This window comes from Duodenibacillus massiliensis (genome assembly GCF_900128485.1).
GTDB lineage: Bacteria > Pseudomonadota > Gammaproteobacteria > Burkholderiales > Burkholderiaceae_F > Duodenibacillus > Duodenibacillus massiliensis.
The window spans coordinates 572,446-585,455 of record NZ_LT635861.1; the positions used below are offsets into that span (position 1 = coordinate 572,446).

At 58.8% G+C, this 13,010-nt stretch carries 14 protein-coding genes; 3 read left to right on the forward strand and 11 right to left on the reverse strand.

Features of this window, described 5'->3' with window-relative positions:
- Window positions 1–212: 212 nt before the first annotated feature.
- Together murJ and BQ7486_RS10155 are read left to right on the forward strand one after the other, a co-directional pair.
- Window positions 213–1,787 (forward strand): murein biosynthesis integral membrane protein MurJ, encoded by a 1,575-nt coding sequence (gene murJ, locus BQ7486_RS10150; protein WP_074009921.1) that lies wholly within the window; start codon window positions 213–215, stop codon window positions 1,785–1,787.
- 30 nt (window positions 1,788–1,817) lie between these two features.
- On the forward strand, window positions 1,818–2,393 hold the full coding sequence (locus BQ7486_RS10155; protein ID WP_074009922.1) for a macro domain-containing protein: 576 nt from the start codon (window positions 1,818–1,820) through the stop codon (window positions 2,391–2,393).
- A 51-nt stretch (window positions 2,394–2,444) separates the two neighbouring features.
- Here BQ7486_RS10155 and hypE read toward each other — a convergent pair whose 3' ends face one another.
- From hypE to BQ7486_RS10210, 11 genes are read right to left on the reverse strand one after another with little or no spacing between them, the layout of a single operon-like run.
- Complete coding sequence (gene hypE, locus BQ7486_RS10160) at window positions 2,445–3,494, reverse strand: hydrogenase expression/formation protein HypE (RefSeq protein ID WP_074009923.1); 1,050 nt, start codon at window positions 3,492–3,494, stop codon at window positions 2,445–2,447.
- A gap of 9 nt (window positions 3,495–3,503) precedes the next feature.
- Complete coding sequence (gene hypD / locus BQ7486_RS10165; protein ID WP_074010131.1) at window positions 3,504–4,616, reverse strand: hydrogenase formation protein HypD; 1,113 nt, start codon at window positions 4,614–4,616, stop codon at window positions 3,504–3,506.
- Window positions 4,600–4,833 carry a HypC/HybG/HupF family hydrogenase formation chaperone gene (locus BQ7486_RS10170; protein ID WP_022373433.1) on the reverse strand — a complete coding sequence of 78 codons (234 nt, stop codon included), beginning with the start codon at window positions 4,831–4,833 and terminating at the stop codon, window positions 4,600–4,602. The genes hypD and BQ7486_RS10170 overlap by 17 nt, the downstream gene beginning before the upstream one ends.
- Window positions 4,805–7,162: a carbamoyltransferase HypF gene (gene hypF / locus BQ7486_RS10175; protein WP_074009924.1), complete on the reverse strand. Its 2,358-nt coding sequence runs from the start codon at window positions 7,160–7,162 to the stop codon at window positions 4,805–4,807. The genes BQ7486_RS10170 and hypF overlap by 29 nt, the downstream gene beginning before the upstream one ends.
- Window positions 7,163–7,190: 28 nt before the next feature.
- Window positions 7,191–8,006: a hydrogenase nickel incorporation protein HypB gene (gene hypB / locus BQ7486_RS10180; RefSeq protein WP_022373435.1), complete on the reverse strand. Its 816-nt coding sequence runs from the start codon at window positions 8,004–8,006 to the stop codon at window positions 7,191–7,193.
- A gap of 18 nt (window positions 8,007–8,024) precedes the next feature.
- Entirely contained in the window at window positions 8,025–8,369 is a 345-nt protein-coding gene (locus tag BQ7486_RS10185) for a hydrogenase maturation nickel metallochaperone HypA/HybF (protein ID WP_074010132.1), read from the reverse strand.
- Window positions 8,362–9,504 carry a hypothetical protein gene (locus BQ7486_RS10190; RefSeq protein ID WP_074009925.1) on the reverse strand — a complete coding sequence of 381 codons (1,143 nt, stop codon included), beginning with the start codon at window positions 9,502–9,504 and terminating at the stop codon, window positions 8,362–8,364. Before BQ7486_RS10190 ends, BQ7486_RS10185 begins: the two co-directional genes overlap by 8 nt.
- Entirely contained in the window at window positions 9,491–10,165 is a 675-nt protein-coding gene (gene hybE / locus BQ7486_RS10195) for a [NiFe]-hydrogenase assembly chaperone HybE (RefSeq protein WP_074009926.1), read from the reverse strand. The genes BQ7486_RS10190 and hybE overlap by 14 nt, the downstream gene beginning before the upstream one ends.
- The gene (locus BQ7486_RS10200) at window positions 10,146–10,442 is read right to left on the reverse strand and encodes a rubredoxin (RefSeq protein ID WP_022373439.1); all 297 of its coding nucleotides are present in this window, start codon (window positions 10,440–10,442) and stop codon (window positions 10,146–10,148) included. The genes hybE and BQ7486_RS10200 overlap by 20 nt, the downstream gene beginning before the upstream one ends.
- Before the next feature lie 11 nt (window positions 10,443–10,453).
- Entirely contained in the window at window positions 10,454–11,254 is an 801-nt protein-coding gene (locus BQ7486_RS10205; RefSeq protein ID WP_022373440.1) for a hydrogenase expression/formation C-terminal domain-containing protein, read from the reverse strand.
- Window positions 11,255–11,306: 52 nt separating this feature from the next.
- Window positions 11,307–11,768: a thioredoxin domain-containing protein gene (locus BQ7486_RS10210; RefSeq protein ID WP_074010133.1), complete on the reverse strand. Its 462-nt coding sequence runs from the start codon at window positions 11,766–11,768 to the stop codon at window positions 11,307–11,309.
- Window positions 11,769–12,204: 436 nt separating this feature from the next.
- Here BQ7486_RS10210 and BQ7486_RS10215 point away from each other — a divergent pair, with 436 nt between their 5' ends.
- Entirely contained in the window at window positions 12,205–13,005 is an 801-nt protein-coding gene (locus tag BQ7486_RS10215) for a pseudouridine synthase (protein ID WP_022373442.1), read from the forward strand.
- Window positions 13,006–13,010 lie beyond the last annotated feature (5 nt).

Below are 13,010 nucleotides of genomic sequence, written 5' to 3' on the forward strand. Positions count from 1 at the left end.
GGCACACACAGTATTAACCGGTATGCCCTTCGCATCTGTCAGCCGTGGGCTCGGCCGGTTTGGTTAGAATCACTTTTCAATGCGACAATGTCGCACCTGAGTCGGTTGACCCGACCCCTGAAAAGCCCCGCATTCTATCAAAACTCATGCCGTGAGACAAGTTGCAGAAGGCAGCGGGCCCACTCTGTTTTTGCTGCGGAAAAAGAAATCTTATGTCTTTGCTGCGTTCGGCCGCCACGGTCTCTGCGCTCACCCTGCTGTCGCGCGTCACGGGCCTTATCCGCGATATGCTGATTGCCCGCTATTTCGGCGTTTCGGGTGCCACCGACGCGTTTTACGTGGCTTTCAGAATTCCGAATCTTTTAAGACGTCTTTTTGCCGAAGGCGCGTTTTCCCAGGCGTTTCTGCCGATGTTAAGCGATGTGCGGGAAAAAGAAGGGGAAGAGAGGAGCAAAGAATTCATCTCGCACGTTTTCAGCCTTTTGGCGGTTGCGGTTTTTGCCGTGAGCGTGCTGGGTGTTATCTGCGCGCCGCTCATTATCTGGGTGATCGCCACGGGCTTTGCCGAAAATCCGGAAACCTTTGACCTCGCAGCAGCCCTTACGCGCTGTATGTTTCCCTACATCATCTTTATGAGTCTTGTGGCCTTTGCGGCGGCCGTACTCAATACGTGGAAGCATTTTGCCGTGCCCGCTTTTACGCCGGTTCTTTTAAATCTCTCGTTTATCGCCGCGATTCTCTGTCTTGCCCCTTTTATGCAGGCGCCTATCTGGGCCCTGGCGGTTGCGGTGATCGGGGGCGGCATTCTGCAGCTTGCGATGCAGCTGATGGCCTTGAAGCGCCTGGGGCTTCTGCCGCGGTTTTGCTCTCCTTTTCAGTCACTTAAAGACAGTGCGGTGCGTCAGACCCTGCGTCTTATGGTTCCGGCCGTGGTCGGGGTGTCGGTCGCTCCGATTTCCATTCTCATCAACACCAACATTGCTTCGCGCCTCAATCACGGCGCCGTGACGTGGCTTAATTACGCCGACCGTCTGATGGAATTTCCGACGGCGCTTCTCGGGGTCGCCCTGGGAACGGTACTGCTGCCGAGTCTGGCCTCGGCCTTTAACCGGGGGGAGCTTGACCGCTACAACCGCCTTCTGGATCGGGGACTGAGACTCGTAGTGCTTTTTGCCGTGCCTGCTGCCGTCGGGCTCTGGCTCTTGGCCGAGTGCTTCGCTTCGGTCCTTTTTCAGGGGAAAAACTTTACGGCCGCAGACGTCATGCAGACGGCGGTTGCCATTGAAGGCTACGCGGCCGGGTTAATCGGCCTTATCGGAATCAAAATCATTGCGCCCGCGTTTTACGCAAGAAAAGACATCCGCACGCCGGTGAAGGCGGCGGTTGCTTCGGTTGTGTTCGTTCAGGCCTGTAATTTTGTGACGGTTCCGGCATTTTCACACGCGGGGCTTGCGCTTTCGGTGGCACTCGGGGCCTGCTTTAACGCTCTCTGCCTTCTGACGGTGCTTTTAAAGCGCGGCTGGTATAAGCCCGAGGCGGGGTGGCTTCTTTATTTTGTCCGGACGCTTTTGGCGGCGGCGGTGCTTGGTGCGGTACTTTGGGGTATTGAAGCCGGATTTGCCGTCAGTTGGGCGCAGATGCAGTCCGCGTGGATCAGAAGACTAGTTCTTGCGGCGGGGGCAGTCGTTGCCGCAGGTGTGACATACTTTGCAGTATTGGCGGTTTTCGGCTGGCGGGCGCAGGAATTGCGCGGCGCAGTACAGGCCCGCAGGTCCGCAAACCGGTAATTTTTCCCCACAATCGAAAGGCTTTCCATCATGCCTGCTTCAACGCTCAGTCCTGAAGTCAAACGCCGTCTGCACATCGTGCAGGCCGACATCACAACGCTTAAGGTCGATGCCATTGTGAACGCTGCCAACGCTGACTTCAGAGGCGGGGGCGGTGTGGACGGCGCCATTCACCGCGCGGCCGGGCCCGAGCTCAGAAAAGCCTGCCGCGACTTTGTCAATCAGTTCGGGCGCTGTTTTGCCGGAGGCGCCGAGATGACGGAGGCGTTTAATCTGCCGTGCCGCTACATCATTCATGCCGTCGGGCCCGTTTGGTGCGGGGGCGGCGAAGGGGAGTCGGCGCTTTTGGCCCGTGCCTATGCGCGCTCCTTTGAGATTGCACGCGTCAAGGGAATCCGGACGCTTGCCTTTTCCTGTATTTCCACCGGCGTTTACGGCTACCCTAAAAAGGAAGCGGCCGAAACCGCCGTGGTGGTGGCAGGGCAGTTTCTGCTGACCGAGTGTCCCAACACCGAGGTGATCTTCTGCGTCTTTGATGATGAGACCCGGGGTATCTACGAGGGTCTTCTCGGTAAGAGCTCTGAAGACGCCGAAATCTGGCAGTAACAAAAAAGGACGGAAATTAAAACCCGTCCTCTTTTTCTGGTTGCCTGCGGCTTAACAGATACGCGGCAGGGGGTCGGAATTCAACCAGTCCACCAGGCGGTGGCCGCCCAAAAGCGTCTTCATCCGGACCGTTCCGGGATTTTCTTCGGTCACGGTTCCGATGACGGAGGCGTTTTTGCCGTGGGGGCTTCGGCGGATGATTTCAAGGGCTTTTTCTGCCGCACCCCCTTCCACAATCACGATGAGTTTGCCTTCGTTGGCAATGTAGAGGGGATCAAGCCCCAGAAACTCACAGGCTGACTGAACTTCCGGGGAAACGGGCACCGCTTCCTCGTCCATTTCAATGCCGACGGCCGACTGGCTTGCAATCTCGTTTAAGGTGGTGGCAAGGCCTCCACGCGTCGGATCGCGCAGCACGTGAACTTTGCTGCCTAATGCTGCAATGAGGCTTTCGGTGATGTCGTTTAAGGGCGCCGTGTCACTTTTAAGATCAGTGCCGAAACTTAAGCCCTCACGGTGTGAGAGAATCGTGATGCCGTGGTCGCCCATAGTCCCGGTGACGAGCACCGCATCGCCGGGTTTGGCCGCGCGTCCGGAGATGTGTACTCCGGCGTGTGCTTCCCCGAAACCGGTGGTGGCGATGTAAAGGCCGTCGCCGTGCCCTTTTTCCACGACCTTGGTGTCACCCGTGACAATCTGCACACCCGCTTCTTTTGCGGTTGAGGCCATCGAGTCAACGATGGTTTTGAGGGTTGCCAGGGGCAGCCCCTCCTGCATAATGAAGGAAGCCGTGAGATACAGGGGCTTTGCGCCGCAGACCGCAACATCGTTTACGGTCCCTGAAACTGCGAGCCGCCCGATGTCGCCTCCCGGGAAAATGAGGGGATTGACCACGTGGCCGTCGCAACTCATGACGGGCTGCCCCTTGATTGCCGGCAATACTGCGCCGTCGTGGCCCTCATCAAGGTAGGGGTTGGTGAAGGCCGGTGCAAACACTTCGGCAATGAGCTGCGAGGTGGCACGGCCCCCGGCACCGAAGGTCATGTCAACGACCCCGTGACGGATATCAAGCGGCCGGATGTAATTGGGTTTGACAGACATTGCGAATCCTCATTGTTTGGCGGCAAGACTTCGCCGTTCGTAAGAGTAAAACGCCGCACAGGCGCCTTCGCTGCTCACCATGCAAGCTCCGATCGGGTGAATGGGGGTGCAGACCGTGCCGAAGGCCTTGCAGTCTTTGGGCTCTTTTTCACCGCGCAAAATGGCGCCACACTCACAGGCCTTGTTGTCGGGCACAGGCTTTTCAACAAGCCCGAATTTCTTTTCCGCATCAAACCGGGCGTAGGCAGGGGCAATGGCAAGCGCACTCTCGGGGACTTCGCCAAGACCGCGCCAGCCGAAACTCTTGCGCCGTACAAAGACCTCGTCCATGAGGGTAATGGCAACGGTGTTGCCTTCCGGCGTTACAGCCCGGGTAAATTCGTTTTCCACAACGCTGCGCCCGTCGTTTACCTGCCGCACGAGCATGAGGATGCTCAGGAGCATGTCAAGCGGCTCAAACCCGCAGATCACAACCGGCATATGGTGGTGTTCGGCAAACCAGTGATAGGGCTTTTCGCCGATCACGGTTGAAACGTGCGCCGGGCCCACCAGGCCGTCAAGATGCACTTTTCCCAGCAGGATATGTTCCATGGCGGCCGGGGTGAGCACGTGCGAGCAGATCACCGAAAAGTTCGTGAGGTTTTCTTTGTCCGCAACTTTGATTGCGACCGCTGTCGGCGGCGTTGTCGTTTCAAAGCCGATTGCAAAGAAGACAACTTCCTTGTCGGGGTTTTCACGCGCCAGTTTCACCGCGTCCAAGGGGGAATACACCATGCGGATATCCGCGCCCTGCGCCTTCGCTTTAAAAAGGGTCTGGCCTTTTCCCGCCGGCACACGCATCACGTCGGCGTAGGTGCAGAGAATCACGCCGGGCCTTGCGGAAAGCTCAACCGCCATGTCAATGCGGCCTGCGGGCAGCACGCACACGGGGCAACCCGGTCCGTGAATCATTTTGACGTTGGCGGGCAGAAGTTCCGTCAGTCCCCAGCGGGCCAGAACATGCGTGTGTCCGCCGCAAAACTCCATAAAGCGGTAACTTTTGTCGGGTTTTGCCTCGCGCCGGATTTCTTCTGCAATGGCCTGCGCTTTTTCGCGGTCGCGAAACTCAGTGACGTACTGCATCGCCTGCATCCTTTAAAGCGGCCATCTGAGCAAGCGTCTCCTGCGCTTTTTGGGCGTCAATCGTCTGCAGGGCAAACCCTACGTGAACGATCACCCAGTCGCCGTGCCTGACTTCAGGCGTAAGCGACACGTCAATTTCTTTGGTGACTCCCGACATCACGCACAGTGCGGATGTCCCGTTCACCGACTCAATCTGCGCAGGAACTGCCAGACACATGATTCATCTCCCGATATTTCAAAATCTGCGCCGCAACCAGCGCCTCACCGTAACTGACGGCCCCGTCTCCGGGCGGCAGACTCTGCGGCATATAAACAGTCAGTCCGTGTTCACGCAGTCTCCTCGGTACGGATTCGGCTAAAACACGGTTTAAAAAAGATCCCCCCGCAAGGCACACGGTTTCCCCTGCGGGCACGACGCGGCTCACCCAGTCCGAAAGGCCGGCTGCCACGGTCGCTTCAAAGTCCGCGGCGCACTGCCCGGTATTGTCGCCGGCAAGGCGCCTGTCGATAAGTTCAGCAAAAAGCGGCGTAAAGCTTAGTACGTTATCGTCTGAAACCGTCCAGCCATGAGGCTGAACACGCCCTTGGGCGTTGACGGCTTCGCTTTCAAGACGCATGGCGGCATAGGCTTCATCGTGCATTACTTCAACCAGGCCCAGTACGGCAGCCGCGGCATCAAAAAGACGCCCGAGCGAGGTCGTGCGGCCCGAGAGCCGGGGGCTTTTGATAAGTTCACGAATAGGCTGCCCGGTAAAGGCGGGCCACAGTGTTTCAATCGCCTCGCCGCGGCCCGCCTTAAGGCACATCACGGCACCCATGCGCCGGGGTTCCCGTGCGGCTTTGTCAAAACCCGGCAGCGCCATCGTTTCAAGGTGCCCGATGCGGTCAAACGTGCCGTTCGTATGCACATGAAGGAGTTCGCCGCCCCAGGCCGTCCCGTCCGTGCCGTAGCCAACGCCGTCGGCAACGAGCGCCCAGGCGTCATTAGTCACCCCGTGCTCGCCCATGACGGCAGCGGCGTGCGCATGATGGTGCTGCACGGGGATAAGCGGTATGCCGAGCCGCTGCGCATAGTCTTCTGCAAGGTGCGTCGAATAAAAGTCCGGATGCAGGTCGCAGGCAACGGCCCCGGGGGTGACTTCCAAAATGTTGAGAAAGTGCTTTACCGAGCCTGCCAAGGCTCTGCAGGTTGATTCGTTGTCAGTGTCACCGATGTGTTCGGTGACAAAGGCTTCTTTTCCGCGCGTGATGCAGGCGGTGTTTTTCAGAAACGGTCCCGTTGCGAGAATGCTGTCGGCGGCATCAGCCGGAAAGGGGAGCGCAAGCGGCGTGTAGCCGCGGGCACGGCGCACCGTCTGAATGCCGTTTTCTGTATCGCGCACCACGGAGTCGTCACAGCGTACGACGATGTCGCGGTTGTGCAGCAAAAAGACGTCGGCAATGCCCATGAGCCTTCCGTAGGCTTCCTCGTTACCGGTCACCAAAGGTTCACCCCCGGGATTGGCGCTTGTCATCACAAGCGTGAGGTCCACGGTGCGGTTTTCAAACACGAGGTCCGTTTCAGGCTGCCCGAGGTATTCGTGAAAAAGAAGCAGGTGCACCGGCGTATAGGGGAGCATCACGCCCACCTCGCTGAAACCCCCGGCGACACCCGGCGCAAGAAGCCGGTCGGCCGCATCGGTTTTGGGCGCAAGGACAATCGGTCGTGCAACGGAAGTAAGCGCCTTTACGCCTGCCGCAGACAGCCGCACGAGTTCTGAAGCGCTTTCGGTGTTGGCGCACATGACGGCAAGCGGTTTTTCGCTTCGGCCCTTGCGCTCACGCAGCCGTGTGACGGCACGGCTGTTGCGGGCATCGCACACAAGGTGAAAGCCCCCGAGGCCCTTTACGGCGGCAATGCCGCCCGTAAGAATCACTTTAAGTGTTCCGGCAATCGCGTCGCCCGCAATGACGTTACCCTTATTGTCGGTGAGCGTGAGTTTCGGGCCGCAGACCGGACAGGCATTTGGCTGCGCGTGGAAGCGCCGGTCGGCCGGATTTTCGTATTCGGCGCGGCAGACCGGACACATCGGAAAGACCGCCATGGAGGTCTGTGCACGGTCATAGGGAATATGGCGCGTAATCGTGTGGCGCGGACCGCAGTGCGTGCAGTTAGTGAAGGCGTAGCGCCACCGGCGGTTCGTTTTGGTAAAGATCTCTGAAGCGCACTTGGCGCAGGTTGCGGCATCCGGCGTCACGGTTGTTCGGGCAGCGCCCTCGCGGCTTGCGGTGATCTCAAAGTCAGTTGCACCCGTGGGTGCGGAAAACCCGAGTGAGACGAGGGCATCAATCCGCGCAAGCGGTGCGTCACGCGCAATATCGCGGCGCAGTTCCCGGGCAAAGGACGCGACAGATGCCTCTTCGCCCTCAACGTTGACAACGACACCTTCGCTGTCGTTATAAACGTCGCCCGCAAGTTTCAGACGCCGGGCTGTGTTCCAGACGGTGGGCCTGAAACCCACCCCCTGCACAAGGCCCCGGATCCGAAACGATTCACGCACGCGCATTTTGACTGACCGTCCTTTGCCGCCCGGCTTAAAGGGTTGCGAGCGTGTATTGGGCCTTAAGCCACGCAAGCCACTTTTCAAGCCCCTCCCCGGTAGTGGCCGAAACCCGCAGCGACTGAATGCGGGGGTTGACGCGGCGCGCGTTCTCCTCGCATTTATCGAGATCAAATTTCACGTAGGGCGCAAGATCAATCTTATTGATGATCATCAGATCGGCCGCTGCAAACATGTCGGGGTATTTAAGGGGTTTATCTTCGCCTTCGGTAACGGAAATCACCACGACCTTGTGGGCCTCACCGAGGTCAAACTCCGCAGGGCACACGAGGTTGCCGACGTTTTCGATGAAAAGGACGGAGTTGTCCTGCGGAGACAGCGACTTCACGGCAAGCGTCACCTGTTCGGCATCGAGGTGACAGCCTTTGCCGGTATTAATCTGCACGGCTCGGGCTCCCGCTTCACGGATGCGGCTTGCGTCGTTGTCGGTTTGCAGATCCCCTTCGATGACGTTCATCACGGGGTCACCTTCTTTGCGTGCACGGACAGTGGCGGACAAAAGTTCAGTTTTTCCTGATCCCGGAGAGCTCACAAAATTCAATGCGAGGATTTTGTGGCGGCGGAATTCTTCCCGGAGTTTTTCGGCTTCCCGGTTGTTGCGCGCGAGGATGTCTTCCTCCACGGTCACCGTGCGGGAGGCGGCATGACTGTGTTCATGCGCGTGATCGTGGTCATGATGCTCATGCGTGTGATCGTGGTCATGCGGTCCGTGCGTGTGGGTGACGACGTTACCGTGTTCATCCACGTGGGTGTGGGTATGGCTGCCGCCGCAGCCGCAGGTTGTGCACATAACGTTTTTCTCCAAAATCTATTCAGGAACTTCAAAATCCAATACGCGCAGTTCATGCCCCTGCGTTGCCGTGAGATGGTAACCCCCGCATTCGGGGCAGGGTTCGCCGTGCCGGTGCAGGGGAACTTCTTTGCCGCAGTCCAGGCACCAGGCTTGCCCCGGGGGTGTTTCAATCGTAAGGCCCGCGCCCTTTAAAAGGCCCTCGCGCGTTACTGAGAGCCAGGCAAATTTCAGGGCCTCAATATCCACGCCCGCGAGTTCCCCGACGGCAACCCGCACGGAAAGCACGCGGTCAATAGCCTGAGCGGCCGCCGTTTTTTCCACGGCCTCAACAATGCCTTCAGCAATGGAAAGTTCATGCATGAGCGCTCGCCTCATCCGTGGTGCCGTTGGTTTGCGGCATCTCAAAGTGCAGGCGGCACGGTACGCAGGCATCGATCCCCGCGAGCATCCAGGCGGCCTGGCGCCGGTAGTCTTCTTCCGAGAAGAATTCGATTTTAGAGAGCGCCTCCTCAGCTGCGCCGTGCCGGGCAAAGTTCCATTCCGTGGGCGCAGCGATCACGACGGACTCTACGCGGTTTAAGTCGCGGGCAAGTCTGATGCGGTGCGTCAAAAGCCCCCTCGCGGACTGCACCAGTGCCACCCCCGTGTCGGCGGCAACCGCGGCAGCCCGGACAAAATCAAAGGTTTTGGCCCAGTCCGTAAGCACCCGGATGATTTCAATCAGGCGCGCCACAAAAAGCGTTCTCACCGAGCAGCAGTAGAGCTCATCCAGATCGGCAATGAGGGGGTGCGATTTCCAGCGCGTCAGAGCCCCGGTCATGCGGGGTTTGCCTCTGACCGTGGGGTTTTGCGCGGAAAACTGCGGCGTAAACCACGTTTCAGCGTCCGCCGGCGAATGAGGATCCAGTGCGGGTGTCGTGAGAATCCCGCGGGAGGGGACCTGCTCCCAAAGCGCGGAGAAAAGCTGCGCGGCCGGGGTCTGCCCGTGCGTGATCCAGGACTCAAAGTCAGGAATTGAATCAAGCGCATTAAAGCCCGCGGCAGGACCCGTGACGAAGTGTTCGGTTTCAGCGGTCAGTGCCGCGCGGATTTTCGCAAAATCCGGTTTGACTGCGGAAAATTCCTGCGTCATCAGGGTGCGCAGTGTCCCCAGACGCCGCACGTCATGCGCGGGTTTAAGCCCCACGGCTCTCGGCGCGTCAAACGCGAGAAACCGCAAATGTTCGGCAGCCGTTTCGGCGGCAACCCTTTGGGCGTTCTCAGGCATTGCCTTGGCGGCAGCCCGGGCAGAGGCCGCCTCCCAGGCCGCCAGATGGGCCTGAGGGCAGAGCGCGTAGACCGAGGAGAGAAGAAGCTTGGGTGCGGCCGAGGAAACCGACGAACCGGTGAGCGTTTTGGCTACCGTATCGTCGCGCTCGGAAACCGTGCGTACCGCGACGGTGTTGTCCTCGCGGACCGTGACGGTGATATCCACCGCGGCATCAGTGAGACTCATCGGCTCCTCCGTCGGTAAAGTCAGAAAAAAGCGCACGGCGCGTCACCGGATCCGAGAGGCTTTTGGCCGGTTTAACCGGTCTGGCGGGCGTGAGCTTTTCCCCGGGCTCGTCTTCGGGCACGTCCTCTTTCTTTTTGGAAAGCATCAATTGCAGGCACACACCGGCAAAGGCTTCGGCCGCGGCCTGATCGGCAAAATCAGTGACCGGGCTTTTCAGTGAACACATTAAGTACTGCCCGAGCACACTGTCGGCAACGCCTAGAAACGTAAAGGGACCCGAGGGGAGCGGAATATCGATTTCCGCACCGGCCGCGACCGGTTTCCAGCGGGCCTTGTCGCCGCAGGCAAGCACCGCCTGCACCGACCACGGGGTCACCGCCACACCGAACCAGTGCGGACCGATCCGCTTAAAAGGCAGAACCTTCACATTCATGCGGGGATTGAGAATCGGCAGTCCCCGCATTCGCGTGGCGAGAATTTCCCGGAAACCGGCCTCGTAAAAGGGGGCCGGATCCTGCTGAAAGACCCTGAGGCGTCCTTCCTCACGGATAAAGACCGGACGGGGTGTCTGCCCGGTATGTGACCGATCGTAGGCGCGCGCGGCCTCATCCCTGTCAAAGGGCTTGGGCTTGCGGACGAGTTCAACGGGTTTGATTTCCATCGGTTGCCTCGCTGGAGGTGTCTGCCGCACTGTCGGTTTCGTCCTCGGGGACCGGGAGAAAAAGCGCCGCAGGTGTGTCGCAGTGCGGGCAGCTCCACCATTCGGGCAGTTCCGAAAAGGGGGTGCCCGGGGGCGTCTGCGTCTCGGGGCACCCTTCGGCCGGATCATAGATGTACCAGCAGACCTTGCACTGCATGCGTCCGCTTGCGGCAATGCGTTTAGCGCGCTGCGCATCCAGGCGCTTCTGGACCTCTTCAGAACTCACAAATTCCGTCACGGCTTACCTCCTTAACCGATCGCGCCGCGCGCCATGTCGCGGCGGATCCAGTCGGCAAGTTCCCGCAGTTTGGCTTCTGAGGTCGGAATATCTTCGCGGCCCGCGGGGACTTCAGGCGGAATAAGCGCCACCACCAGGCTGTCCATCAGGGTTTTGCCGGCATTGTTGAGAATGCGGCTGCGCCAGATGCCTTTGACGCGGGAAGCCTGAATACGGCTTTTGGCAAAGCCGGAAAGTTCGATGTCGACCTTGCCTTCCCCGAGCGTGGTGAGAATGTAATTCATGTCCGCGGGGTTTAAGGGCTGGCGTGACAGATCAATCTGATGGTCGGGCAACTCCGGAATCTTTGTGAGATCGGCGTCCTTTAAGGCCTGTCTGAGTTCGGAGAGCACGGGGCCCGCGGCAAAAAGGCCGTCGGGCTTTTTTTCCGGTTCCTTAATGTCGGTGTTGCCGGTCTCAAGTAGCGTTGTCACGCAGCGCGGCAGCAGTGCGGCCACAAGACTCGTCTGCTCGCCGATCGTGAGCCGCCAGACCGCGGGGATCTCGGTTTCTTCCGCGACGGCTTCACCCCCGCACAGAGAAATTTTGACTTCCCCCCTGCCGAGCGTCTGCTTTAAGAAGCGGTTGGTGCCGGCGTCAAGCCGCCCCAGATCCGTGATCCAGTGCAGTTCGTTTTTCGTGTCCTCTCCCGCCTTTTTAAAGACGTCCGCCATTTCTTCCAGAACTGCCAGCGTCTTTTGAGCGGCGCGTTTTTCCTCTTCAGGTTTCAGATCGGGACCGGTCCAGGCCGAATCCGTGATGTTGTGCGGCATGCGCTTCCTTTTAATGACTGTTTTAAAAATCGATTTCCCGGAGGGCTTTCGTTCAGGCGTTGCCGATCACAATCTTACGCTTGGGCTGCGCCGTCTCACCGGTCAGAATCTCAACAAGTTTTGCCTCATAGACGTCCCAGTCCTGAAGGCCTTCAATTGCACCCATCATTTCGCCGAAGCGAAAGACCGCAAGCGCCGGCAGCCTGCGGATGCCGAGCGTGTTGGCGATGCGGCGCCCGAAGGCCGGATCGGTAAAGCCCTGCGCCGTGAGAGTGCCGCCGAAAAGATTAAAGAGCTCCGGGCCGATCACGGCCATATCGAGTGTTTCCTTGTACATCACGGGGTCGTCGACAATACAAAGCGCGGAAAGTCCCTGAGCTTTTGTGACGGTTTCAGCGTTTGCGTCCGTGATGCGTGTAATCGTTTTGTCGTCCCAGATGCGCTTAAAAAGCGGGTGCTCATCGACGTTGATGCGCACGAGTTCCGCGGTGGGGGCGTTAAGTTTGACTGCCATGAATGACCCGTTTGTTTCGGATGTAGTGCCAATCATTCTGATGCAGTGAGAAAGGGGTGTAAATACTCCGTTGGTGCCGTTTTTGGTTTCTTCCCTCAGCCATCGGGAGTAAGTGTTCCCGATAAAGGAGACGGTTATTTTGCGGCAGGAAAAAATCACGTCAGAATTTCAGGGAAAATACCTAGATGGCATAACCTGCACAACGGAAACAAGATATTGCTGCGTGCTTAAAAAATAGGCACAACAGAAACCGGCTGAATTTGTGTGAAATTTTTTCAGCTCCTCTGAGATCTCCACACAAACAGTGGAAAATGGTGGAAAACTCAGGGGGCTGATATCGCGGGAAATTTCATTTTCGCCCCGACGGGCTTGACAGTTTTTTCGTGTGCGGCTAAAAGGCAGACAGCATTTTCTTTGTTTTGTGACGGAGTCAGTTTTGTCGTTACCGCCGGAAGAAAAACCGTCGGCACCGCGGGTGGTGCCGCTTTACACCGATGAAGTGCTCGGGATCGTCATGAAACCGGCGGGACTTCTCGTGCACCGCAGCGAGGTGGCACCCGACGCGGAGGACTTTGCGCTGCAGCAGGCTCGGGATCTTTTCGGGCGCCGCGTTTATGCCGCGCACCGCCTGGACAGAGGGACTTCCGGTGTTCTCATTTTTTCCTTTGATCCGGAAACGGCGGCAACCGTTGCCCGTCAGTTTGAGACCGGGGTCGTGAGAAAGCGCTACGCGGTGCTGGTGCGCGGCTGGATCAATGAACCCTGCCGCATTGATTACGCCTTAAAGCCCGTGCGTGATCCGTATCTGAGGACCCAGAAAACCGAAGCGCAGCCAGCGGTAACGGATATTGAGCCCTGGGCGCGCACTGAGGTGCCGGTTGCGTTCGGGGATTTTGCCTCGGTGCGGGTGACGCTTTTGGGGGCCGAACCCGAAACCGGCCGCAGGCATCAGATCCGCCGGCATTTAAAGCATATCGCCCACCCGGTGATCGGCGACTCCACCTACGGTAAAGGCGCCTTAAACCGCACGCTTGCGGCGTATTGGGGAGAGCAGAGGATGTTTCTGCACTGCGCGCGCCTGGCGCTCACGCATCCCGTCACCGGTGAACGCCTGGACATTACGGCGCCCGCCGACACAAAAATGGACCGCATACTGCAGTCTCTCGGGCTTGAGTCTTACTACAATGCCCGCGTGGCGGCGCCTTGGACCGATGCCGCGCCCCAGGCTGATTCTTGAGTAAC

What these genes read in the sequence shown, in the direction of transcription:
- murJ (WP_074009921.1), top strand. Translation starts at nt 213, where the DNA reads ATGTCTTTGCTGCGTTCGGCCGCCACGGTCTCTGCGCTCACCCTGCTG.
- BQ7486_RS10190 (WP_074009925.1), bottom strand. Translation starts at nt 9,504, where the DNA reads ATGAGTCTCACTGATGCCGCGGTGGATATCACCGTCACGGTCCGCGAG.
- BQ7486_RS10205 (WP_022373440.1), bottom strand. Translation starts at nt 11,254, where the DNA reads ATGCCGCACAACATCACGGATTCGGCCTGGACCGGTCCCGATCTGAAA.
- hypD (WP_074010131.1), bottom strand. Translation starts at nt 4,616, where the DNA reads ATGCAGTACGTCACTGAGTTTCGCGACCGCGAAAAAGCGCAGGCCATT.
- hybE (WP_074009926.1), bottom strand. Translation starts at nt 10,165, where the DNA reads ATGGAAATCAAACCCGTTGAACTCGTCCGCAAGCCCAAGCCCTTTGAC.
- hypB (WP_022373435.1), bottom strand. Translation starts at nt 8,006, where the DNA reads ATGTGCACAACCTGCGGCTGCGGCGGCAGCCATACCCACACCCACGTG.
- BQ7486_RS10155 (WP_074009922.1), top strand. Translation starts at nt 1,818, where the DNA reads ATGCCTGCTTCAACGCTCAGTCCTGAAGTCAAACGCCGTCTGCACATC.
- hypE (WP_074009923.1), bottom strand. Translation starts at nt 3,494, where the DNA reads ATGTCTGTCAAACCCAATTACATCCGGCCGCTTGATATCCGTCACGGG.
- BQ7486_RS10170 (WP_022373433.1), bottom strand. Translation starts at nt 4,833, where the DNA reads ATGTGTCTGGCAGTTCCTGCGCAGATTGAGTCGGTGAACGGGACATCC.
- hypF (WP_074009924.1), bottom strand. Translation starts at nt 7,162, where the DNA reads ATGCGCGTGCGTGAATCGTTTCGGATCCGGGGCCTTGTGCAGGGGGTG.
- BQ7486_RS10210 (WP_074010133.1), bottom strand. Translation starts at nt 11,768, where the DNA reads ATGGCAGTCAAACTTAACGCCCCCACCGCGGAACTCGTGCGCATCAAC.
- BQ7486_RS10185 (WP_074010132.1), bottom strand. Translation starts at nt 8,369, where the DNA reads ATGCATGAACTTTCCATTGCTGAAGGCATTGTTGAGGCCGTGGAAAAA.